At 39.6% G+C, this 23113-nt stretch carries 26 protein-coding genes; 1 reads left to right on the top strand and 25 read right to left on the bottom strand.

The annotated features are described in order from the left end of the window. Positions 1-102: 102 nt before the first annotated feature. The 25 genes from CVT14_RS09220 to obgE all read right to left on the bottom strand — a co-directional run bounded on the left by CVT14_RS09220 (position 103) and on the right by obgE (position 20272). Complete coding sequence (locus tag CVT14_RS09220; protein ID WP_107850176.1) at positions 103-1206, bottom strand: Cj0814 family flagellar-dependent secreted protein; 1104 nt, start codon at positions 1204-1206, stop codon at positions 103-105. Positions 1207-1341: 135 nt separating this feature from the next. After that, positions 1342-2100: a tRNA 2-thiocytidine biosynthesis TtcA family protein gene (locus CVT14_RS09215; RefSeq protein WP_021089062.1), complete on the bottom strand. Its 759-nt coding sequence runs from the start codon at positions 2098-2100 to the stop codon at positions 1342-1344. Beyond that, positions 2097-2780: a 5'-methylthioadenosine/adenosylhomocysteine nucleosidase gene (locus CVT14_RS09210; RefSeq protein WP_021089020.1), complete on the bottom strand. Its 684-nt coding sequence runs from the start codon at positions 2778-2780 to the stop codon at positions 2097-2099. The genes CVT14_RS09215 and CVT14_RS09210 overlap by 4 nt, the downstream gene beginning before the upstream one ends. After that, positions 2777-3706 (bottom strand): ACP S-malonyltransferase, encoded by a 930-nt coding sequence (fabD, locus tag CVT14_RS09205; protein ID WP_021089049.1) that lies wholly within the window; start codon positions 3704-3706, stop codon positions 2777-2779. Before fabD ends, CVT14_RS09210 begins: the two co-directional genes overlap by 4 nt. Before the next feature lie 9 nt (positions 3707-3715). Continuing rightward, complete coding sequence (locus tag CVT14_RS09200) at positions 3716-4300, bottom strand: FKBP-type peptidyl-prolyl cis-trans isomerase (protein WP_232527122.1); 585 nt, start codon at positions 4298-4300, stop codon at positions 3716-3718. Between the two features lie 55 nt (positions 4301-4355). Beyond that, entirely contained in the window at positions 4356-5198 is an 843-nt protein-coding gene (locus CVT14_RS09195) for a tetratricopeptide repeat protein (protein ID WP_021089042.1), read from the bottom strand. A gap of 13 nt (positions 5199-5211) precedes the next feature. Further along, the gene (locus CVT14_RS09190; RefSeq protein WP_002939415.1) at positions 5212-5718 is read right to left on the bottom strand and encodes an OmpA family protein; all 507 of its coding nucleotides are present in this window, start codon (positions 5716-5718) and stop codon (positions 5212-5214) included. Positions 5719-5782: 64 nt separating this feature from the next. Further along, positions 5783-7039 carry a Tol-Pal system protein TolB gene (tolB, locus tag CVT14_RS09185; RefSeq protein ID WP_009294339.1) on the bottom strand — a complete coding sequence of 419 codons (1257 nt, stop codon included), beginning with the start codon at positions 7037-7039 and terminating at the stop codon, positions 5783-5785. 24 nt (positions 7040-7063) lie between these two features. Next, a complete protein-coding gene (locus CVT14_RS09180; RefSeq protein ID WP_012001335.1) occupies positions 7064-8011 on the bottom strand; it encodes a TonB C-terminal domain-containing protein in 948 nt (315 codons plus the stop codon). A 1-nt stretch (position 8012) separates the two neighbouring features. After that, the gene (locus CVT14_RS09175; RefSeq protein WP_002939405.1) at positions 8013-8411 is read right to left on the bottom strand and encodes a biopolymer transporter ExbD; all 399 of its coding nucleotides are present in this window, start codon (positions 8409-8411) and stop codon (positions 8013-8015) included. Further along, entirely contained in the window at positions 8412-8996 is a 585-nt protein-coding gene (locus CVT14_RS09170) for a MotA/TolQ/ExbB proton channel family protein (protein WP_009294341.1), read from the bottom strand. It abuts the gene before it with no gap. Further along, entirely contained in the window at positions 8997-9386 is a 390-nt protein-coding gene (gene atpC, locus CVT14_RS09165) for an ATP synthase F1 subunit epsilon (protein WP_002939398.1), read from the bottom strand. An 18-nt stretch (positions 9387-9404) separates the two neighbouring features. Further along, on the bottom strand, positions 9405-10802 hold the full coding sequence (gene atpD, locus CVT14_RS09160; RefSeq protein ID WP_002939420.1) for a F0F1 ATP synthase subunit beta: 1398 nt from the start codon (positions 10800-10802) through the stop codon (positions 9405-9407). Positions 10803-10813: 11 nt separating this feature from the next. Beyond that, the gene (gene atpG / locus CVT14_RS09155; protein ID WP_002939426.1) at positions 10814-11701 is read right to left on the bottom strand and encodes an ATP synthase F1 subunit gamma; all 888 of its coding nucleotides are present in this window, start codon (positions 11699-11701) and stop codon (positions 10814-10816) included. A gap of 9 nt (positions 11702-11710) precedes the next feature. Next, on the bottom strand, positions 11711-13228 hold the full coding sequence (gene atpA / locus CVT14_RS09150) for a F0F1 ATP synthase subunit alpha (RefSeq protein WP_009294343.1): 1518 nt from the start codon (positions 13226-13228) through the stop codon (positions 11711-11713). A 14-nt stretch (positions 13229-13242) separates the two neighbouring features. Beyond that, on the bottom strand, positions 13243-13773 hold the full coding sequence (locus CVT14_RS09145; RefSeq protein ID WP_021089043.1) for a F0F1 ATP synthase subunit delta: 531 nt from the start codon (positions 13771-13773) through the stop codon (positions 13243-13245). Then, complete coding sequence (locus CVT14_RS09140) at positions 13773-14285, bottom strand: F0F1 ATP synthase subunit B (RefSeq protein ID WP_021089024.1); 513 nt, start codon at positions 14283-14285, stop codon at positions 13773-13775. Before CVT14_RS09140 ends, CVT14_RS09145 begins: the two co-directional genes overlap by 1 nt. A gap of 9 nt (positions 14286-14294) precedes the next feature. Continuing rightward, positions 14295-14717: a FoF1 ATP synthase subunit B' gene (locus CVT14_RS09135; RefSeq protein ID WP_009294346.1), complete on the bottom strand. Its 423-nt coding sequence runs from the start codon at positions 14715-14717 to the stop codon at positions 14295-14297. 95 nt (positions 14718-14812) lie between these two features. After that, positions 14813-15673, bottom strand: coding sequence for a ParB/RepB/Spo0J family partition protein (locus CVT14_RS09130; protein WP_021084955.1), 861 nt, complete (start codon positions 15671-15673; stop codon positions 14813-14815). Positions 15674-15688: 15 nt separating this feature from the next. Then, positions 15689-16471 (bottom strand): ParA family protein, encoded by a 783-nt coding sequence (locus CVT14_RS09125; protein ID WP_002939402.1) that lies wholly within the window; start codon positions 16469-16471, stop codon positions 15689-15691. Continuing rightward, a complete protein-coding gene (locus CVT14_RS09120) occupies positions 16468-17103 on the bottom strand; it encodes a biotin--[acetyl-CoA-carboxylase] ligase (protein ID WP_107850175.1) in 636 nt (211 codons plus the stop codon). Before CVT14_RS09120 ends, CVT14_RS09125 begins: the two co-directional genes overlap by 4 nt. A 1-nt stretch (position 17104) precedes the next feature. Next, complete coding sequence (gene thiD / locus CVT14_RS09115; RefSeq protein ID WP_107850174.1) at positions 17105-17893, bottom strand: bifunctional hydroxymethylpyrimidine kinase/phosphomethylpyrimidine kinase; 789 nt, start codon at positions 17891-17893, stop codon at positions 17105-17107. A 16-nt stretch (positions 17894-17909) separates the two neighbouring features. Next, positions 17910-18815 (bottom strand): methionyl-tRNA formyltransferase, encoded by a 906-nt coding sequence (gene fmt, locus CVT14_RS09110; RefSeq protein ID WP_107850173.1) that lies wholly within the window; start codon positions 18813-18815, stop codon positions 17910-17912. A 16-nt stretch (positions 18816-18831) separates the two neighbouring features. Further along, positions 18832-19167, bottom strand: a complete 336-nt coding sequence (locus CVT14_RS09105) for an EF-hand domain-containing protein (protein WP_107850172.1) — start codon at positions 19165-19167, stop codon at positions 18832-18834. A gap of 46 nt (positions 19168-19213) precedes the next feature. Then, a complete protein-coding gene (obgE, locus tag CVT14_RS09100; protein ID WP_103651356.1) occupies positions 19214-20272 on the bottom strand; it encodes a GTPase ObgE in 1059 nt (352 codons plus the stop codon). A gap of 175 nt (positions 20273-20447) precedes the next feature. Between obgE and polA the strand changes: the two genes are divergently transcribed. Further along, the gene (gene polA, locus CVT14_RS09095) at positions 20448-23084 is read left to right on the top strand and encodes a DNA polymerase I (protein WP_107850171.1); all 2637 of its coding nucleotides are present in this window, start codon (positions 20448-20450) and stop codon (positions 23082-23084) included. Positions 23085-23113: the final 29 nt, after the last annotated feature.

Here is a 23113-nt window from a genome sequence, read left to right as displayed (position 1 = left end):
ATTTAAGGGGTAGCTACCAAGTGCGTTTATCATCTAATATCCTTTTAGCTTCATACCAAAGATATCGTCTTTTTTGTAAAAAGTTTTACCTAGTAAATTTAGCTACTTTTGCCTGCCTAGGGCATAAATTTGACTTAGCTTATTAAAAGCTAAATTTATATTATCTTCGCTTGGCTTTAGGGTGCTGTTTTTTAGTAGCTCAAGCACTAAATTTTTAAAATTTTCTCTATCTTCTGCTAGCTTTTTAAGACTAGCTACATCGCTTAAGCCTTTGCTTCTATGATCTTTGGTCTGGGCAGCGATGAAAGCGTTATTTAGCAAGACTTCAGGCTTTAGCGCAGTCTCTCCGCCTTCTAAGATCGCAGGACTTTCTGACTTTAGAAAACTAATAAACAAAGCCTCTTTTTTGTAACCAGACTCCGTTTTATAGTAAGAGACGTCTGGGTCAAAGCCACCACTATTTTCCTGCTCTAAATTTGCAAAATTTAGCTTTTTGAGGTTCGTTTTTATGCCTAGTTTTGATAGATCTTCGCTTAAATTTGATGCGAGCTTCATTTCATCTTCGCTACTAAAGATGTTTGTCACGACCTCGTTTTTGCGACTATTTAAAAAGTCAATATTTGATCTATCGCTCAAGTCTGCGTTAAAATCGATGCCTTTCATCCCCTGCGAGATGTAGCCTTTTGGTAGATTTGCTAGGTCGCTATCTGTAAAACTATCTTTGTTTAAACTCTTGCCCATTACCTGAGAAAAGATAGAGTAATACTGACCTATCGTGTTTGCTATGTCGATATTTTCAAAGACGTCATTGTCAAAAAGCTTGCCGCTTGCGTTGCTGTAAAGGACGCTATTTATGTTATTTTGCTTTGTTGCGAAGTTTAGAAATTCTTTCAATATGCTTTTGTGAAGCTTAAAGTCTTGCGGCAAGCCGGCTGCTTTATTAAAGCTAGCGTCCATAAAACCAGCCTTGTCGCTTTGATAGCCAAGCTCGTTTTTATCTTTAAATTTCACACTATAAATGCTTTGCTGCGTATCTTTTGTAAGCTCAAGTCTTTGTAAAATTTGTGCAATGTCTTTTGTTTTTTCATTATTTGCAAGAGCGTTTTGAAATTTGGCACTTTCGGACTGCCCTTTTTGAAGTTTCCTTGCTTTTGCCTCAGTAGCTACTGAGCTATACTTTTGCGTGCTAACACTAAAAATGCTCATTTTTCATCCTTGCTTATCAAATTTACATTTAGTAAGCAATGAGCGTTCCTGCTTTAAAATGAGTTGTGACTTTTGGGCGGTTGTAAGAAATTTGGTTCTAAATTTAGCTTTAAGGGCAAAAATGAAGAGTTAAATTTACTCTTCACTGCCTTCATTGATACCAAAAAATGTATCTGTGTGGATGTTTTCAAATGCTGCTTTAAGCGAAGTGAAAAGCTTTGGATTTTCTTTTTCTAAATTTGCTAGAAGCTGCTTGGTCTCATATCTAGCGTGTGGCATCTTCACGTCAAATCTCATCGCAGGACACGCCTCATCGCCAACAACCCTTAGCTCATTTTTGATCGCATTTTCGCGAAGCTGTCTCTCACGCACAAAGATAAATGGCCTGATCACGACGATGCCGTTTTTTGCTTTGTATTTTGGAGCAAGCGTCCTAAGCGCGCCATTGTAGGTGAAATTCATAAAAAAGCTCTCTGCCGCGTCGTCCAAGTGGTGAGCGATCGCGAGCTTGTTAAAGCCGTGCTTTAGCGCATAGGTGTAAAGATACCCTCTTCTCATGCGCGAAAAAAAGCTGCAAAAGCTAGAATTTTTGCGGATCTTCTCCTTTGATATCTCAAATATCGAGCTATCGATCACCTCGTGCTCTATGCCATGCTCGTTGCAGTGCTTGGTAAGATACGCGTAGTCTTCGCCCATGCCGTAGCTTAGCGTCACTGTCTTAAACTCAAATTTCTCAGGCGTGACGTTTTGGATGTGCTTTAGCACGTGAGCGAGCGCGAGACTATCTTTGCCACCGCTAAGGCCAAGCAATATCTTATCTCCGCCCTCTATCATCTTATATCTAGCGTTTGTCTGACCAACTTGCCTAAGCAGTCTCTTGCTAAGCTCTATCATAAGCTCTTCACCATTTCTAGGATAAATTTAGCACTGACGTTTGCTGAGTCTTGTAAGAATTTATCAAAGTCAAATTCAGCCTCATTGCCAGCTCCGTCGCTGATGGCTCTAAGGATGAAAAACGGCACGCCAAGCGTCTCGCAAACTAGCGCAACGCTCGCACCCTCCATCTCGGTAGCACTTGCGTTAAATATCTTTTTGATCCACTCTTTTTTCTCGTTGTCGCAGATGAACTGATCGCCAGTTGCGATGATGCCTGAATTTAAGCTCATGCCCTTTTTATTAGCGACATTTTTAGCTAGCTCATTTAGACCTTCATCGCTCTTGACAAAGATACTTGTCCCTGGCACAAAGCCGTATGGATGACCAAACGCCGTGATGTCAAGGTCGTGCTGCACAAGGCTAGTGGCATATAGCATATCACCTATCTTTAAGCTCTCATCAAGTGAGCCAGCAACGCCAGTAAATAGCAGCTTTGAAGCCTTAAATTTCTCTATCATCAAGGTCGCAGTGATCGCCGCATTTACCTTGCCGATCTTCGAGTAGGCGATGACTAGGTCTTTGCCTTTGTAGTTTGCCTCGTAAAATTTATTATTTGCATATTCGGTAGTTTTATACTCGCCAACCATCTCAAGGATAGGCGTGATCTCCTCTTGCATCGCTCCAAGTATCGCTATCATTTCTCCTCCAAAATCTTCACAATCTCTTCAAGGCTCGCCATGTCAGTGACGCTGTATGTCGGTTTTTCTGTGATCTTTTTGTTTATGCCTTTTAGTGTCGCCGCGCCAAGCTCGATAAAGCAATCAACCTCGTTTTCGTAGTTTTTGATGCTTTGTTTGTAGCAAACTGGATGCGTTAGCTGCTCTTTTAAAAGCACTAGCGCTTCGTTTTTATCAGTGTAAATTTTTGCATTTACGTTTGAAACGACTGGGGCAAAGTTCTCAGCCAAAACGCCCTCAAGCTCGTTTGCTAGTTTAACGCTAGCAGGCTCAAGTATCGGGCAGTGGCTAGCTACTGACATATTTAAAAGCATCGCTCTTTTTGCGCCTGCTTCTTTAAACTTTGCCTCGTATTTTGCAAGGTCAGCCCTCACGCCAGCTACAACTATCTGACCATCGCAGTTATAGTTTGCAGCATAAATTTTTAAGCCCTCATTCTGTGCTTCTTTACAAATCCCCTCAACGACTTCATCGCTAAGACCAAGCACCACCATCATGCCAGCATCTTTGCCAATGCAGGCTTCTTGCATAAATTTACCACGTAAATTTACAAGTCTAATCGCTTCAACAAAGCTAAACGCACCACTAACCGCAAGGGCTGTAAATTCTCCTAAAGAGTGACCTAGGCTAAACTCTGGCTTAGCTTTTATGCCCTCGCTAAAAGCTAGATAGCTCATAAGCGAGTTTAAAACGATGGCAGGCTGAGTAAATTCTGTCTTATCTAGCTTGTCGTTTTGCGTAAATAAAAGCTCTTCAAAGTCAATGCCTGTGTCGTTGCAAGCGTCATTTAATAGAAGTTTTGCCGAAGAGAAATTTTCATAAAAATCTTTCCCCATGCCAACACTTTGCGAGCCTTGACCCGCAAAAATAAAAGCAAATTTTTTCATTTTGGCTTCTTAGTGGTGGTGATGTCCGTGACCACCGCAACCGCAACCGCCTTCGCCATGTCCATGACCGCCGCAGCACTCATGCTCGTGATCGTGATCATGTCCGCCACAACCACAAGTGTGAGCACCTGCTACCATGCCAGTTGCTTTTTCATCTTCAGTTGCGTCTCTAACTTCTAAAATCTCGACATTAAATAGCAAGTCTTTGCCAGCGTATGGGTGGTTAAAATCAACTGTTACTTCGTCATCTTTGATCTCTTTAACGATGACGCGAACGCTTGAGCCATCTTCATTTTGACCAAAAAGCTCCATGCCTTCATGTAGGTCTATACCAGCAAATTGCTCTTTTGGAAGTGATTGGATGGCATCTTTATTGTATTCGCCACAACCCTCAGCTGCTTTAATGTTTATAGTAGCTTTATCGCCTGATTTTAATTTGTTAACTTCTTCTTCAAGCTTTTCTATAATGTGGCCATGTCCTGTAATAAAAGAAATTTGACCACCTTCTTGCATATTTGACTCTAAAATTTCGCCACTATTAGCGTCTTTTAGCTCATAAAACATAGTTATAACTTGATCTTTACTCACAATAATCTCCTTGGAATTTAGTTTTGATTAATGTGAGATTATATCTAAAAAAGAGTAAATTTTAGTTTCTGTTAGGAGCGGATTTGGCTTCTTTGCTATCTGGATAGCCTACTTTTAAAGCCTTATAAAACCTATTTGCACTTTGAGTATCACCGATCTTATCAAAGCTTATAGCTGTGTGATACAAAAGTTTTGGAGTGTAGTCAGCCTTATCTTCACTTTGTATACTTTTTTTATAGTATTGTATAGCTGTGCTGTATGACTTTTGATTATAAGCAACTTCACCTAGATAATAATTTGAAGCACCAGTTTTGTAGCCTTTTTTATTTAAATATTCAAAATATTCAGCTGCTTCTGCAGCATTACCTGAGTTTAGAAGTTTAATGCCATCAGCTAAAATGTCTTTGTCGCTTTTGCCACTAAAATTTGAAGTTGGCTTATTTTGTTGTTTTGGATTTGCATTTTGCTTTGGTTGCGCAGCATTTTTATCCATTATCGCGCCTAGTTTATTTAAGGCAGCAGTAATGTTTTTATAGTTTTTGTCTTGTATGTCTCTGGTCTCATCAACATAAGCTTTTAACGATGTCAAACTTACACCAGAATCGCTTATACCGCCATTGACTTTGGTTTCGATATCGTTCATTCTTTGCTCAAGCTTATTCATCCTAGCACTCATACTCTCGATCAAGCTTTGCAAACCTTGAAGTTGTTCTAAAACATTATCCATGTTTTCTTCAATATTTTGAACGCTTCTTTTGTTGCTTAGAGTTGCCTTTTCATCATCTGTTAGTCCATATGGATTTGCGCTATCCATATTGCCTGCGTCAAATGCTGAAACTTCTTGAGCTGAACTTATAGAGAAAGCGGCTCCAAGAAGAGCCGCAATGATTATTTTTTTATTCATTATTACTTACAGATTAAGGAAGTACTTTGAAATCTGCACGTCTGTTTTGAGCGTCGCAAGCTTTTGTTTTATCTGTACAAACTGGGTTGCTTTCGCCAAAGCTTACTACAGCGATTCTATCAGCGCTAACACCATTTCTTACAAGAGCGTCTTTAGCACTTTTAGCACGTTTTAGACCAAGAGCATAGTTATACTCATCTGTACCCCACTCGTCGCAGTTACCTTCTACTTTTATAGAAAGAGCTTGAGCGTCAGCTTGGTTGAATACTGATGCATTTGAGCTAACAACACCTTGTTGGTCAGCTTTGATATTGAATTTATCAAAGTCAAAGTATACACTTTTAACTTGGCTCTCGATGTTAGCGATAAGAGCTGCTAATCTATCAGCATCACTCATGCTACCTGAGTTATCTGCAGATTGATTTGAATTTGCATTCATATCAACTTCAGGGTTTTTAGAGCTACAACCGCTCAACAATAAAGTTGCAACTGCAACACTTGCTAGAACTACTTTTTTCATTCCTTATCCTTTTTGAAAAATTTGGTCAAATTATAACATATTTTTTTTAAATATTACCAGAATATTACCAATCAATAGATTGAATTTTACCTACTTTTAGTGGAAATTGGAAACTTCTGTTCTCATTTAATCTAACAACGCCAAGCGAGCTTTGACCGCCAAGTTCTTTGATAAATACGACACTTTGACCATCACTTGAAAATCTTGGATAGTTGTTTTTACCATTTGCTGTAAGCTGGCGAATAAAATCTGTTTGAGTTGAGATCAGATAGATATTAAAGCCACCACTAGCCTCTCTACTTGAATAAACTACATAGTTTTCAAAAGTGCTTACTGAGTTATTGTTTTTGCCATGAAATACCATTTGCTCAACACTTCCGCCTGAAGTTGCAGGTGTTGCAAAGATATTTGGATATCCAAGTCTATCTGAAACAAAAACTATTCTGCTGTCATTATCTACGAAATTTCCATTTACATCAATGCCTGGATAGTTTGTGATCTGAGTTAATTTTTTGCTACCTGTATTATAGATGAAAATATCTGGTTGATCTTTTGGAGCCATAGTTAATAGAATTTTACTTCCATCTTTACTAACATCAGATGCTATAAGCATACCCATACTGTCTATTATCTTCGTTTTTGTGCCTGAATTTAGATCATATCTAAACAAAGTAGGTCTGTTATTTACATAAGATGTATAGTAAAATTTACTCTGATCAGCGCCTGCCCATTTAGGGAAGATATTTAGACCACCGCTTACGATTGTCTTTTGATATGTAAGTGTGTAATCAGCCACTATAATAGAACTTTGGCGAGCTGAAGTGTATTTTGCTAGGATGATAAATTTCTCCATCCAGCCAACTGGTGGTAAATTTAGTTCATTTGTTAGCTCAACTATACTTTTGTGTGCCAAAAACGGATACTTTGCGCCATCTGGCATATTATAGACTCTCTCATACCTTGTAGTTGCAGTTTTAGCATCGATGAGTTTTACTCTTAAAGTAAGAGGTGAGCCCATAGAACCCTCAAGAGCATATCTAAAGATAAGCTCAACACCTTTGTCGCTCATTGTATTTGTAGCTGCTGTTCCTTCGTAGGTTGAAGGCACATGATCTTCGATAACCTCAAAGTCTGAGCTAACTTTCAAGTCACCTAGCATGATCTTAAAGAATTTATCTTTAAAACCTGCATCACTAACAGCTGTAGTTGCATCTTGCAAAGCTATCTTTGGCAAAGCAACACCTTGGTTTATAACAGATATCGTCGCATCAGCAGCATAAAGCCCTAGAGCAACGCACAAAAAAAGAAAAATTTTCTTCATCTCTACTCCGTAAATTTATAAATTTTAGTTTATTTTATCTTCTAAATTTAAATTAAAAGTAGTACTTTTGTCTGGATTAAATGGAAATTTCTCTGCAGTAAGCTTTTCCAGACACTCTTTTACCTTTGCATTAAACTCTTCATTATATGATAGCTCTAAAATTTCATAGCTAAAATTTCCACTTTGATCTATCATGACTTTTACTTTGGCAAGGTTTGCAGAGTCAGCTTTATAGCTTTGCCATCTTCTTTGAATTTGCTTTGTTATGGCTCCCATCAATGGATCATAAGTGCCTGTCATTTGTGACTTTGGAGCTGTTGGGTTTTGATCTATTTTTAAGCTCTTGATGATGTCACTAGCCTCTTTTGCAGCTTTTGAGCTAGAAGCCTCGCTCTTTTTACGACTTTGCACTTTATTCTCAGCCTTTTTTATACCATCATCTTTTTTAAGCTTAGTCGAGTCTATGTCGCTAAAGAGATCTTTTATATTTGGCTCTTTTGGTTTTGGCTTTTCAACTGGCTTTGGTGTAGGTTTAGGCTCAGGTTTTGGCTCTGGCTTGACATCCTCTTTAGGCTCTTCACTAGGTTTTGGGATTTCAGGCTTTGGCTCTGGTTTTTTAGGCTCAGGTTTTGGCTCTTCTTTTGGAGGAGTTGGCAAGCTTGGGGTTGGTAATGGCTCATCTGGCACAACAGGTTTATTTGTAGTCTCTTGTTTATCTTCTTCTGACTCTTTTTTAGGTTCTGGTTTAGTCTCTTTTACGACCTCTTTTGCTTGTTTTGGTGCTTTTATGGTTTGATCAACTTCTCTATCAACCATAACTACATCCATAATAGCATCTTTGTCATCAGTATATTTTTTAGGAGGTTCGCTAAAAAAAGTAAGCTTTATAAACAAAGCAAGCACAATGATAATGTAAATACAAAACGCTACAAAAAACGAACTAAGCGTTGGAAATTTAACTTTATTAGGCATCTTAACCGTTTGTCTCTAAAGCTACTTTATTAAAACCAGCACCTTTTAAAGTCTTTAATACAAACATAACATCATCGTATTTTAAATTTTTATCAGCCTTTATGTATATAGGCGAGGTTTTGTCATATTTTGCACTCATTAGTGCAATGTTATCTGGAAGTTCAGCAAGGCTCATTGTACTTTGATCTATCCTAACTTGTCCTTGTGCATTTATAGACACTATAAGATCTTTTTGTTTAGACGTAGATGTTTTTGCCTTTGAGCCATCTGGCAATGTTATATCTTCTTGATATGTTATAGTTGGCATTGTAACCATTAAAATAGCCAACAAAACAAGCATGATATCAACAAGAGGCGTTATGTTTAACTCTGGTGTTTCGTCGTCAAATTTAAGAGCCATCTATAACGTCTCATCATCTTTTTTAAGTGCTATCATAACGTCAGCTTGACGCTCGATAACGCTCATTAATTCATAAGCTTTTCTTTTTATAAGCAAGTTAAATGTATATGCTGGGATGGCAACAAAAATTCCACAACCTGTCGCAACAAGTGCTTCAGAGATAGCTGGGGCTATAACTCCAAGAGATGAACCTGCACCATTTCCTAGCTGCGAAAATGTCTCCAATATGGATACAACTGTTCCAAAAAGACCGATAAATGGAGAAGTAGAAGCTATTACACTAAGCCATGTAAGCCCACTTGTAGCATTTTTTTCAGCAATGCTTATGCAGACATTTAGCTTTTCTTTTGAAATTCTACCGCTTGCACATTTCTTTAAAGATGAGTCATTTGGTATATTCTTAGCGCCCATAAGCAATGCTTCAAGCGCATTTTGCTCGCGTTTTTGCCAAGCTCCTATGCCAGCCATTCTTGAAAAAAGAATTGTAAAACTAACTATAAAATATATTGACAACCAAGTTAAAACTATAATTGTAATAAAACTACTTCTTTGAATGTAATTTAAAAATATATCTATTCCGCCCACTTATCTTGCTCTCACTACATTTTCCATTTTTGATATAGTTGCTGCAAAAGCATTTGTATCACTGCTCATACTCTCTATCAAATTTCTAGCAGCTTCTAATGAATTTGCAAGCTCACTTTCACTATTGCCAGAGACATAGACCGCACCGTCAGCTAGTATAACTACTTTGCCCTCATCGATCTTTGCATAGCCCCAGTTGATAGCAACTACATCATGCTTTTTATGCTTATCTTCTATATCTATAATACCTGCTTTTAAAAGAGATATTAATGAGGCGTGGTTTGGCAAAACACCAAACTCACCCTCGCTACCTGGAAGCACTACACTACTCACGTCATCATTAAATATCTGACCTTGAGGAGTTACGATCTCTAAATGTAATTTATCCATTACGCTTCCTTTTTAAATTTAAGCCTTAAGTTTCTCAGCTTTAGCTAAAGCCTCATCTATATTTCCAACCATATAAAATGCTGCTTCTGGTAGATGATCATATTTACCTTCTAAAATTCCCTTAAAGCCAGCGATATTTTCATCAAGACTTACATATTTACCAGGGCTACCTGTAAATACTTCAGCAACGAAGAATGGTTGAGATAAAAATCTCTCTATCTTTCTTGCTCTATCAACTGTTAGCTTATCTTCTTCGCTAAGCTCGTCCATACCAAGGATAGCGATAATATCTTGAAGGTCTTTATATTTTTGAAGCACAGCTTGAACGCCACGAGCTACTTTATAGTGATCTGCTCCTAAAATTTGAGGATCGAGCATTCTTGATGTTGAATCAAGTGGATCAACAGCTGGATAGATACCTTTTTCTGCGATCGATCTGTTAAGAACTGTCGTAGCATCAAGGTGAGCAAAAACAGTTGCAGGAGCTGGGTCTGTAAGGTCGTCAGCTGGAACATAAACAGCTTGAACAGAGGTAATCGAACCTTTTTTAGTTGATGTAATTCTCTCTTGGAATTTACCCATCTCACTTGCAAGAGTTGGCTGATAACCAACAGCTGATGGGATACGTCCAAGTAGAGCTGACATCTCTGCACCTGATTGAGAGAAACGGAAGATGTTATCAATAAACATCAAAACGTCAAGTCCCATCTCATCACGGAAGTACTCAGCCATTGTAAGACCAGTTAGCGCGATACGGTTTCTTGCTCCTGGTGGCTCGTTCATTTGGCCGTAGCACAAGGCAACTTTATCCAAAACGTTACTTTCTTTCATTTCGTGATAAAGGTCGTTTCCTTCACGAGTTCTCTCACCAACGCCTGCAAATACAGAGTAACCGCTATGTTTAAATGCAACGTTGTGGATAAGCTCCATAATAATAACTGTCTTACCAACACCAGCACCACCAAATAGACCAACTTTACCACCCTTTGCATAAGGAGCTAGAAGATCAACTACCTTGATACCAGTTTCAAAAATTTCACTCTTAGTACTTTGCTCTTCAAATGGAGGAGGATCGCGGTGGATAGACCAGTGTTTATCAAAATTTATACCCTCGCCCTCATCAATCAAATCGCCAACTACGTTAAAAATTCTACCCAAAACTTTTTCGCCAACTGGCACACTTATAGGTGCACCAAGCGCTTTAGCCTCTAAGCCACGAGTCAGACCCTCACTCATATCCATAGCGATTGTTCTAACTCTATTATCACCTAGGTGAGCAGCAACTTCTAATATTAGTTTATGTTTCTTGCCCTCAACCTCAAAGAAAACTTCGATAGCTTCATTGATCTTCGGCAAGTAGTCATTAAAGTCAACATCGACCACAGGGCCCATAACTTGACTAATAACACCCTTCATTCATACTCCTTTTATTTCATTGATTCAACACCACTGATGATCTCGATAAGTTCAGTGGTAATAGACTCTTGTCTTGCTTTGTTGTAAGCAAGATTTAACTGTTTGACGCGTTGTTTAGCATTGTTTGTTGCATTATCCATAGCTTGCATTCTTGCACTGTGCTCAGCCGCTAAAGAGTCAACTAAAGCATAATACATACTATACTCAAAATATTTATTGAGCAATTCATCCATAATCTTAGTATAGTTGTCCTCTGGCTCAAATTCCATCAAAGAATTTGTCTCAACCGCAACTATCTTAGAGGGCTCAATAGGCACAATATCATTTACTCTAATCTCTTGAGAAATCATATTTTTATAGCCATTGTGTATTAGCACTACTTTATCTGTTATGCCGTTTGTAAAGTCATCAATGGCATCTTTTATGATCTTTTGAGCTTTTTCATAAGTAGGAGAAGAGCTAGCTCCGACATAAGTCTCAAGTAGTTCAACGCCTTGAAAATTGAAAAATTCAATACCTTTTTTACCAACAGCTCTTAGTCTAACTTTGATCTTTTTGGCTTTTAGCTCATCGATCATGCGCCTAACCGTCTTTATAGTCTGGACATTAAAGCCACCGCAAAGCCCTTTATCAGCGGTAACAAATATAATATCAACCTTTTCTACACTCTTTGTTGTGTTAAAAAATTTACTCTCAGTCATAACTGAAGCGTATTGATTGATCTTATAAGCTATCTCCGATAAAACCTCATTGATCTTAAGTGCGTAGACTCTAGAGTAGCGTGCAGCCTCTTCAGCTTTGCGAAGCTTTGCTGTTGAGACAAGCTTCATCGCACGCGTCGTCTTTTGAGTGTTCTGGACGCTCTTGATCTTTCGTTTTATATCTTTTAAATTTGACATATCTTAGCCCTAGTTAGCGGCAAAAGTCGCTTTAAAATCTTTCAACGCTTTATGTAAAATTTCTTCTACTTCTTTATCAAGAACTTTTTTAGTTCTGATCTGCTCAAAAATTTCAGGGTATTTTGCCTCGATATATGGATATAACTCGGCTTCAAATTTTGTTACATTTGCAGTTGCAACGTCATCTAAATAGCCCTTAGCACCAGCAAATATTATAACTACTTGATTCTCAACTGGAAGCGGAGAATATGGAGGTTGTTTTAGTACTTCAACCATCTTTTGACCACGCTCTAGTTGTTTTCTTGAGCTCTCGTCAAGGTCGCTTGCAAACTGAGCAAAGGCTTGTAGTTCGCGGTACTGAGCAAGGTCTAGTCTTAAAGTACCAGAAACTTGTTTGATAGCTTTTATCTGAGCTGCACCACCGACACGAGAAACAGAAAGACCAACGTTGATCGCTGGGCGGATACCTGAGTTAAATAGGTCACTCTCAAGGAAAATTTGACCATCTGTAATAGAAATAACGTTTGTTGGAATATAAGCTGAAACGTCGCCTGCTTGAGTCTCGATAATAGGTAGAGCTGTTAAAGATCCAGCACCTAGCGCGTCATTTAGCTTACTTGCTCTTTCTAGAAGTCTTGAGTGAAGGTAGAAAACGTCACCTGGGTAAGCTTCACGACCTGGTGGTCTTCTTAAGATCAAAGACATCTCACGGTAAGCAACCGCGTGTTTTGACAAGTCATCATAGATGATTAGCGCGTGGCGAGAGTTATCTCTAAAGTATTCACCCATTGTTACGCCAGCGTACGGGGCAAGGTATTGAAGCGCAGCTGCGTCACTAGCACCAGCATTTACAACTATTGTGTAGTCCATAGCGCCGTATTCTTCAAGCTTTTTAACGACTTGAGCAACGGTTGATTGTTTTTGACCGATAGCTACGTAGATACAAATGACATCTTGACCTTTTTGGTTGATGATAGTATCGATAGCAACTGTTGTTTTACCAGTTTGGCGGTCGCCGATGATTAACTCTCTTTGGCCTCTACCGATTGGCACAAGTGCGTCGATAGCTTTGATGCCTGTTTGAAGTGGCTCATGAACGCTTTTTCTTGCCATGATACCTTTTGCTTTTTCTTCGACGAAGCGAGATTCGGTAGCTTCGATTGGACCTTTTGCATCTATTGGCTCACCGAGCGAATTTACAACACGGCCGATCAATGCGTCGCCAACTGGAACGCGTAGAAGTTTTTTTAGTCTTTTTACAGAGCTTCCTTCTGTGATACCGCTAGTTTTTCCAAGGATAACTATACCAACACTGCTCTCTTCAAGGTTAAGAGCCATACCCTTTTCGCCGCTTTCAAATTCAACCATCTCACCAGCCATAACGTTTTTCAAACCATAAACGTTAGCAACGCCATCAGCGACTGAGATGACTTTACCGGTCTCTTCTACATCAACACTTAAATCAAAATTTTCAATACGCTCTTTGATTATCGTGCTAATTTCGTCAGCTTTAATTTTTGCACTCACGCTTTCACTCCTTTTTAAATTGCTTTTAATATATATTCACTCATTTGACTTTTTAGTCTGTCGATAGAGAAATTTACCTCGACACCTAAATCGTCTAACTCAACTTTTACACCGTTGTAATCGCTCTTTGAGCCATCAAGCTTGATCTTAGAGTTAAATTTCTTAGAGAAATTCTCTTCCAAAGCTTTTAATTGCTCAGCGCTTAGATCAAAATTTCCAACAACTTCGCCGCGATATGTATTTTCAAGCAAAGATTGCTCTATCTTCATCTCGTTTAAGATCGCTGGGATAAGCTCTAGTCTTTTGTTTGCACCAAGAAGCTTTATAAAATTTGCAAATTTAGCGTCTGAATTTTTTACTAAAGAAAGTATAAATTCAACCTTTTTTGCAGCTTTTAGAGTTGGCAAGCTTATAATGCTCTTAAATTTTTCGCTTCCAAAAGCGGCAGCTAGCTCAACTAAATTTTCGATAAATGCGTTTAGCTCGCCCAGCTTTGCATCGCTCAGGATCGCTTTAACATATTTTTTGGCTACTACTTCATTCATTAGCTAACCTTTTTAAGTATGATATTTACAAGCTCTTTTTGATCGACTTTTAGGCTATCACTTGAGAAAATGTCGCTCAAAATTTCATTTACAACGCCTTTTGTCATCTTGCGCTCTTCAAATTCTTTTTGTTCTTTGTAGCCTTTTTCGATATTTGCGATATCGTTTTGAGCCTCTTTTTTAACTTTAGCAGCTAAATTTACAGCCTCTTTTTTTGCGGTTTCTATTAGAGCGTTTGCATTTTGCTTAGCCTCTTCTACACGCTTTAAAACGTCATCTTTTTTAGCTTTAGAGTCGCGAAGCTTCTCTTGGATGCTCTCAAGTTTATTTGCGATCCTATCGATCCTACTTTGATAAAGAGCTTTTAGTGGCTTAGCAGCAAAATAGACCAAAATACCAAAGAAAAGTAAGAAGTTTAGCGTTCTCTCGACTATGTCGTAGTTTGTTCCACCATGCTCGCTAGCGTATGCTAGAAATGGAAGTGCTAGAAAAAATAAAATTTTTATCTTCATAAATTTCCTTTAAATTTTAGAGAGCTTAGCATTTAAAGCTGCTCTAAGCTCAGGTAGTTTAGCTGATAGATCTGCCTTTAGGCTATCTTTTTGAGAGCTTAAAGCGTTTAAAAACTCATTATAATCAGCCTCTAAACTACTTTTTACCGCATTTATCTCTTTTAAAGACTCTTCTTTTGCCAAATTTAAAGCCTCTTGTCTTATTTTGTTAGCCTCAGATCTTGCATTTTGTATGATCTCTTCGATCTCTTTTTCATGAACGCTTAAGTCGCTTGCATTTTTGCTAGTGCTCTCTTCGTCATTTTTTATAGAGGCATTTCTGTCATCTATAAATTTAAGCATTGGCTTGTATAGCAAAGGATTTAAAATGGCGATCAAGACAAAGAGAACGATAGCCGTTAAAAGCATCAATGGCACATCTATTTCTAACATCCACTCTCCTTATTTTGTTATTAAGTTTTATTTAATATTCAAATCAAAGTCTGATTTTACAATAAATTACTAAAAATAAAAATAAATTTGTAATTCTATTTTAGCTTAGCTATAAATTCTTCTACCTGTGAAATGTCGCTAAATTCTAATATTAAATTTTTAGATTTTACTTTTGTCTTTATCTTTAAATTTTTAAAAATTTCTTGTAAATTTGATAACTTTTTGCTCATTTCTTCTGAAATTTGAGGTTTTGGCTCTTTTACTTCTTCTTTATTTTTTATCTTTTTTACTAAAATTTCTGTATCTCTAACACTTAGTTTTTGTCCGATGATCGTATCAACGACCATTTTTTCTTCTTCGCTACTAAGTCCTACGATGACTTTAGCGTGGCCTTGCGTGAGCTTGTCTTCTTGCAAAAGTCTTTGTGTGTAGTCGCTAAGCAGCAAGAGCCTCATTGTATTTGTTATCTGGGTTCTGCTCTTATGGATGATGTTTGCTAAGCCATCTTGTGTGATCTTATACTCATTTATGAGCTCTTTATATGACTTTGCAAGTTCGATTGGATTTAAATTTTCGCGTTGTATATTTTCGATAAGCGCAAGCTCTCTTAAATTTTGAGACTTGATATCAGCGATGATCGCCTTTATCTTGCTTGCTCCGAGCATCTTTGTGGCGCGGTATCTACGCTCACCAGCTATTAGCATATAGCCGTCATCTTTTTTGATGACGATTATTGGTTGTATGAGACCGTGCCTTTTGATGCTGGCACTTAGCTCTTTTAAAGCCTCTTCGTCAAAATGCGTCCTTGGCTGGTAAGGGTTTGGTAAAATTTCATCTATGTTTATCTCTTCGACTATCTCAGAGTCGTTTAAATTTGCGATCTCTTTGCTGTAGGCCTGCTCTACATCTTCAAGTATCGCGCTAAGTCCGCGCCCTAATCCACCTTTTTTCGCCATTTTTTTCCTTATTTTTTAGTTTAAAATACAATATGCCAAATTTTGATATGCGATCGAGCCTGGTGATTTTATATCATAAAGTATCACTGGCTTGCCAAAACTTGGGCTTTCAGCAAGTTTTACATTTCTTGGGACGACTACAAATTCCTCTTTGCCGTCCTTGCTTTTAAAGAGCTTATTTTCAAAATGCTGCTTTAAATTTGCAATAGTCTCTTTTGAGAGATTATTTTGCGAGCTAAACATAGTCGGTAAAAAGCCCTTTATATTTAGCTTTGGATTTATCGTTTTTTTGATGATCTTGACTGTGTTTAGGATCTGTGCCAAGCCCTCAAGTGCGTAAAATTCGCACTGGATCGGGATGATCACACTATCGCTTGCACTAAGAGCATTTATCGTGATGCTGCCAAGGGCTGGAGGACTATCGATGATGATAAAATCATAGTCGTCTACAACTTCTGAGATTTTGTTTTTAAGGATTAGCTTATAGTCTTTGCTTTGATCGTTAAATTCTTGCTCGATGCCGACAAGTCCGATGTTTGACGGAGCTAGAAAAAGCGTTGGGATCTCAGTTTTTAGCACTATTTGTGAGAGCTTTTTCCTATCTGTTAAGACGTGATAGATGTTAAACTCATAATCGCTTCTGCTAAAACCAAGTCCAGTCGTCGCGTTTGCCTGTGGATCGATGTCTATTAATAATACTTTTTTCTCAGCAACCGCCAGTGATGCGGCTAAATTTACGGCTGTTGTGGTCTTGCCAACGCCGCCTTTTTGATTAGCTATTGTTATTATCTCGCTCATCTTAACGAATATACCTTTTCCCCGTTTAATAATATCGCTCCATCCTCGCAAATTTCAGCATCCTGAAGCGAAACAGCTCTATTTGCAATATGCGTAATAAAACTTTTTGACTTGCAAAAGTCTATCCTAAATTTGCTAAAAATTGGCTTCCATAAAATCTTTTTATCAAGCATGCTAACAAAGCCCCAAACTAGCTCATCTACGCTAGTTTTGATATCCAAAATGCCTGCATTTTCGGGCGCGCTAGCTAAATTTATCCCCATGCCGCAAATGTAAATTTCATCCACTTTATTTGTCAAAGTGCCGCCTATTTTGCGCTCGTCCACGTAAAAATCATTTGGCCATTTTAGCCAGCACTTTGAACCAAGTTCGCTCAAGACTTCACGCATCAACATAGAAAAATATATCGAGATCGAGGGCGGAGGTATGTCGTTTGGCAGCTCATCTTCGCTTATGCAAAATGACATAAACAAATTTCCGCCAAACCCCTCCCAGCTGTTGCCACGGCTGCCGACCCCTTTAGTTTGATTGTACGCTACGATCATGTGCGGTGGCTTTATCTCGCCGTTTTTTAGGGCGTCTATCAAAAATTCCTGCGTCGAAGGCAGGCTTTGGATAAACTCAACCTTCAAATCACACCTTAAATTTATAGAAGTGATTTACTGGATTTTGTCCGCCGCCGATGATGACCGCGTTTTTGATAGCGTTAAAGATATAATCGTGCGCGTTTTTCACGCTCTCTTTTAGACTAAGCCCATTTGCTAAATTTGAAGCGATCGCACTTGATAGTGAGCAGCCTGAACCGTGTGTCGCAGTCGTTTTTATACGCTCATCACTAAAAATTTCATACTCACTGCCATCATAAAATATATCAAGCGACTTGCCTTCTATCTCGCCACACTTTAGATAGACGCTCTTTGTACCAAATTTCAAAAGATCCTTGCAAGCCTCTTTTAGCTCGCTCTCGCCCTTTAGCTCACGCTTTAAAATTTCGCGCGCTTCAAAGATATTTGGCGTGATCACGCTCGCAAGTGGGAAAAGCTCCTCCACGATCGCGTCTTTTGCAGTGCCCTCTAGCCAGATGTCGCCATTTTTACAGCTCATGACAGGATCAAGCACGACTGGTGGTAAATTTTTCATCTCTCTTAGCGTTTTTGCGACGCTTTTGATGATCTCAACGCTTGGGACAACGCCTATTTTTATCACATCAACTCTTATATCATCAAATATCGCTTTGATCTGATCCTCGATGAGCTTTGGCTCAACTAGCTGCATGCCAAATATGCCCTTTGTATTTTGAGCAGTGACCGCCGTGATCGCTCCCATCGCATATACGCCGTGTGCTATAAAGACCTTTATATCAGCTAAAACTCCAGCTCCACCGCTTGGATCAACCCCTGCTATACTTAGCGCATTTTTCATAACCGCTCCTTTAAATTTATTTTAGTTCATCGCCAACGCTAAGGCGCTTACCATTTATATATGCTTTTGCGTTTGTTGGTTTTTTGCTTGGCTCTTGAAGCTCGTAAATTTTGACCGCCCCACCCTTGCAAGCAACCACAACGTGGTCCTTTTCTACGCTTAAAATTTCTCCGTTTTTGCCACTTTTTTCACTTAACTCAAGCGATAAAATTTTTAGTCCGCTTGCCAGATAAAGCCCTGGCCAAGGTGTGAGCGCACGAAATTTATTATAAATTTGCCCCGCCTCTTCGTCAAAGCTAAAAAGTCCGTCGCTCTTACTTATCTTTTTGCAGTGCGAGGACTCTGCGTCATCTTGCTTTTGTGGCTTTAAATTTTCAAAATTCTTAAGCACTTTTACGATTAGCTCACCGCCAAGCTCGCCTAGCTCACTAAAAAGCTCGCTTGACATCTTGCTCTCGCAGGGCGTGTAGATGAAGTCTAGCATATCGCCAGTATCAAGGCCAGCGTCCATTAGCATAGCTGTGACGCCAGTTTGCTTCTCGCCTGCTAGGATCGCGCTTTGAATGGGGCTAGCACCTCTATATTTTGGCAAGATCGAAGCGTGTAAATTTATACAAGTCGCCACGTCAAGCACACTCCCAGGCAAAATTTTGCCATAAGCTGCCACTACGATAAATTTAGGCTCAAATGCCTTTAGCTCGGCAACCACCGCCTCATCTTTTAGCGTATTTGGCGTAAGGACTGGCACGCCTACTAGCTCATTTTGTGCGTAAATTTTGACCTCGCTTGGGGTTAAAATTTGCTTTCTGCCAACTGGCTTATCAGGCTGGGTAAAGACTGCTTTTATATTAAAGCCAGCCTCTTTTAGGTGCCTAAGTATCCTAACGGCATAGTCAGGCGTCCCCATAAAAACTACATTCATCACTTTCCTTTAAATTTCAACGACTTTTATTTTGATCTGCGTTTTTGCTGCTTGGCGGCCAAGAGGCGCATGGATATTTCTGCCAGCTAATCTTTTGCAATACTAAATTTCTTAGCTCATCAACGCTAATTTTGCCATTTTGATCGGTATCTAAGCTCTTAAATTCATCACTAGTGCATAGATCTGGCGCTATTTTTAGCGCTGGTGGCGCCTTACATGCTCTCCACTCATCTAAATTTAGCGTGCCGTCACGATCTATGTCATTAAAATCCAAAAACATATATATTGGATCCGCTGGCTCGCAGCTATATGCACCAAGGCAAAATAGCATAATGCAAAAAATTTTCTTCATTTTATCTTCTTAAATTTTTAAGTTTAAAGTGCCAAAAGGTCGCAACTCAAAGCTCCTTTTTAAGTAGCTCAAGCAGTGCAAATTTAAGTTCGTCGATGTTCTCATTTATCGCTGAAGAGATCGGCAAAACAAAGTATGGTTTTTTCGCGTCAAAGCTGTATAGATCTTGCTTATAGACAAATTTACCAACTTGTTTTGGCTCTAAATTTATGCTTTTCATAAATTCTTTTATATTTTCATCTAAATTTTCTGCCGCATCGACTCTGGTTATGGCGATCGCGTAGTCCCTGCTAGCAAGCACGCTTGAAAATTTAGCGACCTCCTCTTTTAGCACGCTAAACTGCTCGCTCATGCTTCTGTAGTTCGCACTATCTATCATGAAAAGTAAAATTTTATTTCTCTCAATGTGCTTTAGAAACTGCACACCAAGGCCGCGTCCGTCGCTCGCTCCCTCGATGATGCCAGGGATATCAGCCATGACAAAGCCACTAAACTGATCGACCTCGACAAGTCCAAGCTTTGGCGTAAGCGTGGTAAATTCGTAGTTTGCTATCTGTGGTTTGGCGTTTGAGACGGCTGAGATGAGGGTTGATTTGCCGACATTTGGAAAGCCAACAAGACCCACGTCAGCTATCAGTTTTAGCTCGAGCCTGACCTCTACGCTCTCTTCTGGCATACCCTTTTGAGCGTATTCTGGAGCTTGGTTGATAGAGTTTTTAAAGTGAAAATTTCCAAGTCCGCCCTTACCGCCTTTTAAAAATAGCGTCCTTTGCCCCTCTTCTACCATGTCGCAAAGTAGCTCGTTTGTCTGTGCGTCATAGACCGCCGTTCCTGGTGGCACGATAAGCTCTAGGCTCTCGCCCTTTTTGCCAGTCATTCTTTTGCCCATGCCAGCCTCGCCGTCACTTGCTCTCATCGCCTTTTTGCCCTTGTAGTTTGCCAGTGTGTGGGTGTTGTTGTCGCAGACAAAATATACATCTCCACCGTCACCGCCGTCACCTCCGTCTGGGCCGCCTAAAATGACGTGCTTTTCGCGGCGAAAGCTTACTGCACCGGCACCGCCATGCCCTGAACTTAGGGTTAATTTCACGCTATCTATAAACATTTTTTACCTTAAATTTATCTATTATTTAGTTTGAATTTTAGGCGAGATTATATCTCTTAAATGATTAAAATTTGTTTTGCGTTTAAAATCTCACTTTGCTTTTAGCATCTGATAAATTTATAAAATCAGCCAAATTTTTGCCTAAATTTCATAAAATGGCGCAAAAGGATAGAGAATGAAAACACTTACGATTATTGATACTTTTGGCTTCTTTTTTAGGCTTTACTACGCTATGAGCGGGCTTAAAAACAGAGATGGCAAACCAAGTGGCATGATAAGTGGCTTTGCAAATTTCATAGCGAGCCTAAAAGATGAGTACCAAAGCGACTACCTCATCTTCGCACTTGATAGCAAGGGCAAGACCCTGCGCCATGAAATTTTGGGCGAATACAAGGCAAACAGGAGCGAGCCGCCAGCTCAGCTAAAAGAGCAGCTGCCAGTTTGTATAGATATGATAGAAAAAATGGGACTTTACAGCCTTAGCCGTGAGGGCTACGAGGCTGATGATATCATCGCAAGTGCGGTTAAAATTTGCAAAGATAAAGATATATTTGTCCGCATAGTCACGCATGATAAGGACCTTTACCAGCTCATAGAGGACGGCAAAGTGAGCATCTACAGCCCACAAAGCAAGATCGACCACGATAGCGCTAGCTGCTTTGAAAAGTATGGCGTCTATCCAGCTCAGGTGAGGGACTTTTTAGCGATCGCAGGAGACAGCTCAGACAACATCCCAGGCGTCAAAGGTATCGGCGCAGTGGGAGCTAAGAAGCTTTTGGCTGAGTATGGTAGCTTAGAGGGAATTTATGAAAATTTAGCCCTTCTTAGAAACGAGCGCACCAAAAATATGCTAGCAGCCGCAAGAGACGAGGCGTTTTTGAGCAAAAAACTAGCCACGCTATTTGATGACGCGATCACTTCGCTTGATCTTGAACACTCTAAATTTCCAGAGCAAAATCCTTTGATAAACATCTCAGAAATTTTAAAAGAATACGATCTAAACAGGCTTCTTAAGAGCTTGCAAAAAGAGGAAAATGCTGAATTTAAGCTTGGCTTTAGAGCAAATTTACTACTTGATGAGGCAAGTATCGAAAAGCTGCTCTCTAGCGTCACGCCAGAGACCATCGTCGCCTTTGACACCGAGACCACGGGCGTTGATAGCAAGAGCGCAAAGATCGTTGGTTTTAGCTTTTGCTTTAACGACGAGGACGCCTACTACGTGCCAGTAGCCCACAACTACCTAGGCGCGCCAAAGCAAATAGACCTAAAATTTGCCACTTGGGCGGTAGGGCAAATTTATAAAGGTTGCGTGATCGGACAAAATTTAAAATATGACTTTGAGATAGTAAAAAACAATCTCGGCCTAAATCCGCCCGCAAATTTCAAAGATACGATGATACTTGCGTGGCTTAGCGATCCAAACTCAAGTGTCGGCATGGACGCGCTAGCAAAGAGGCTTTATGACTACGACACGATCAAATTTGAAGATGTGGTTAAAAAGGGACAGACTTTTGGCGATGTGCCGCTAGAAAATGCCGCTAAATACGCGAGTGAGGATGCTTGGATAACGCTTAAATTTTATAAAACTTTTCAAAACACACTTGATAAAAATTTACTCGCCCTTGCCAATACGCACGAGTTTCCTTTTATCCTCACGCTCTTTGACATGGAGCAAAACGGCATCAAGATAAACGAAGCTAAGATGCAAAAGCTCATCCTTGAAAACGACACCAAACTAAAGGCGCTAACAAGTGAAATTTACGAGCTAAGCGGCGAAAATTTCAACATAAACTCAGTAAAACAGCTTGGTGTCATACTTTTTGAGCATCTAAAACTCCCTACCAAAAAGAAGACAAAAACAGGATATAGCACCGATGAGAGCGTGCTAGCTGAGCTTACGGACGCTCATCCGGTGATAGAGAAAATTTTAGCTTACCGCGAGCTATATAAACTGCAAAGCACCTACTGCGAGCCACTTTTAGCGCTTGCGAAAAAGGATGAGGGCTCACGAATTTATACGAGCTTTTTGCAAACTGGCACGAGTACTGGCAGGCTTTCAAGCAAAAATCCAAATTTACAAAATATCCCGGCTCGTGGCAGCCTTGCAAAGGATGTCAGAGAGTGCTTTGAGGCGCGTGAGGGATATAGCTTTGTAGGACTTGACTACAGCCAGATCGAGCTTAGGCTGCTAGCTCACTTTAGCCGTGATCCAGCGCTTCTTGAGGCGTTTAAAAATGACGAGGATATCCACGCAAGGACGGCTATTAGCATATTTGGTAGCAGCGACGGGCAAAATAGAGCCGTGGCAAAGAGTATAAATTTTGGCCTAATTTACGGCATGGGCTCAAGCAAACTAGCAAATCAAGTAAATATCACAAGAGCCGAGGCAAAAGAGTACATAGAGCGCTATTTTAAGGCGTTTGCGACGATCAAAGAATTTTTAGAGAGCATAAAAATTTCAGCCAAAAACGATGGCTTTGTGCAGACACTACTTGGCAGAAAGCGCTACTTTGACTTTAAAAGCGCTACGCCTATGCAAATAGCGATGTTTGAGCGCGAGGCGGTAAATACGGTCTTTCAAGGCTCAGCGGCAGATCTAGTTAAGATGGCAATGGTAAAAGTTAGAGCAAATTTAGATGAAAACGCAAAAATGTTGCTTCAGATCCACGACGAGCTGATCTTTGAAGTAAAAGACGAGTTTGCACAGGAATTTGGCAGGGCGACACAAAAGACGATGGAAGAAATTTACACGTTAAATGTGCCACTTAAAACATCGCTAAATATCGCCAAAAACTGGGGCGAGTTGAAGTAGAGCAAATTTTGGCTAGAAAGAGCGACAGT

Source organism: Campylobacter concisus, from assembly GCF_003048445.1.
In the GTDB taxonomy this organism is placed as follows: domain Bacteria; phylum Campylobacterota; class Campylobacteria; order Campylobacterales; family Campylobacteraceae; genus Campylobacter_A; species Campylobacter_A concisus_BF.
The sequence above is the reverse complement of the archived record's forward strand: the minus strand, read 5'-3'. Positions and strand labels throughout refer to the sequence as shown.

Excerpts from the sequence above, each read along its gene's own strand:
- CVT14_RS09220 (WP_107850176.1), bottom strand. The coding sequence starts at position 1,206 with ATGAGCATTTTTAGTGTTAGCACGCAAAAGTATAGCTCAGTAGCTACT.
- CVT14_RS09215 (WP_021089062.1), bottom strand. The coding sequence starts at position 2,100 with ATGATAGAGCTTAGCAAGAGACTGCTTAGGCAAGTTGGTCAGACAAAC.
- CVT14_RS09210 (WP_021089020.1), bottom strand. The coding sequence starts at position 2,780 with ATGATAGCGATACTTGGAGCGATGCAAGAGGAGATCACGCCTATCCTT.
- fabD (WP_021089049.1), bottom strand. The coding sequence starts at position 3,706 with ATGAAAAAATTTGCTTTTATTTTTGCGGGTCAAGGCTCGCAAAGTGTT.
- CVT14_RS09195 (WP_021089042.1), bottom strand. The coding sequence starts at position 5,198 with ATGAATAAAAAAATAATCATTGCGGCTCTTCTTGGAGCCGCTTTCTCT.
- CVT14_RS09190 (WP_002939415.1), bottom strand. The coding sequence starts at position 5,718 with ATGAAAAAAGTAGTTCTAGCAAGTGTTGCAGTTGCAACTTTATTGTTG.
- tolB (WP_009294339.1), bottom strand. The coding sequence starts at position 7,039 with ATGAAGAAAATTTTTCTTTTTTTGTGCGTTGCTCTAGGGCTTTATGCT.
- CVT14_RS09180 (WP_012001335.1), bottom strand. The coding sequence starts at position 8,011 with ATGCCTAATAAAGTTAAATTTCCAACGCTTAGTTCGTTTTTTGTAGCG.
- CVT14_RS09175 (WP_002939405.1), bottom strand. The coding sequence starts at position 8,411 with ATGGCTCTTAAATTTGACGACGAAACACCAGAGTTAAACATAACGCCT.
- atpC (WP_002939398.1), bottom strand. The coding sequence starts at position 9,386 with ATGGATAAATTACATTTAGAGATCGTAACTCCTCAAGGTCAGATATTT.
- atpD (WP_002939420.1), bottom strand. The coding sequence starts at position 10,802 with ATGAAGGGTGTTATTAGTCAAGTTATGGGCCCTGTGGTCGATGTTGAC.
- atpG (WP_002939426.1), bottom strand. The coding sequence starts at position 11,701 with ATGTCAAATTTAAAAGATATAAAACGAAAGATCAAGAGCGTCCAGAAC.
- CVT14_RS09145 (WP_021089043.1), bottom strand. The coding sequence starts at position 13,773 with ATGAATGAAGTAGTAGCCAAAAAATATGTTAAAGCGATCCTGAGCGAT.
- CVT14_RS09140 (WP_021089024.1), bottom strand. The coding sequence starts at position 14,285 with ATGAAGATAAAAATTTTATTTTTTCTAGCACTTCCATTTCTAGCATAC.
- CVT14_RS09135 (WP_009294346.1), bottom strand. The coding sequence starts at position 14,717 with ATGTTAGAAATAGATGTGCCATTGATGCTTTTAACGGCTATCGTTCTC.
- CVT14_RS09130 (WP_021084955.1), bottom strand. The coding sequence starts at position 15,673 with ATGGCGAAAAAAGGTGGATTAGGGCGCGGACTTAGCGCGATACTTGAA.
- CVT14_RS09125 (WP_002939402.1), bottom strand. The coding sequence starts at position 16,471 with ATGAGCGAGATAATAACAATAGCTAATCAAAAAGGCGGCGTTGGCAAG.
- thiD (WP_107850174.1), bottom strand. The coding sequence starts at position 17,893 with ATGAAAAATGCGCTAAGTATAGCAGGGGTTGATCCAAGCGGTGGAGCT.
- fmt (WP_107850173.1), bottom strand. The coding sequence starts at position 18,815 with ATGAATGTAGTTTTTATGGGGACGCCTGACTATGCCGTTAGGATACTT.
- CVT14_RS09105 (WP_107850172.1), bottom strand. The coding sequence starts at position 19,167 with ATGAAGAAAATTTTTTGCATTATGCTATTTTGCCTTGGTGCATATAGC.
- obgE (WP_103651356.1), bottom strand. The coding sequence starts at position 20,272 with ATGTTTATAGATAGCGTGAAATTAACCCTAAGTTCAGGGCATGGCGGT.
- polA (WP_107850171.1), top strand. The coding sequence starts at position 20,448 with ATGAAAACACTTACGATTATTGATACTTTTGGCTTCTTTTTTAGGCTT.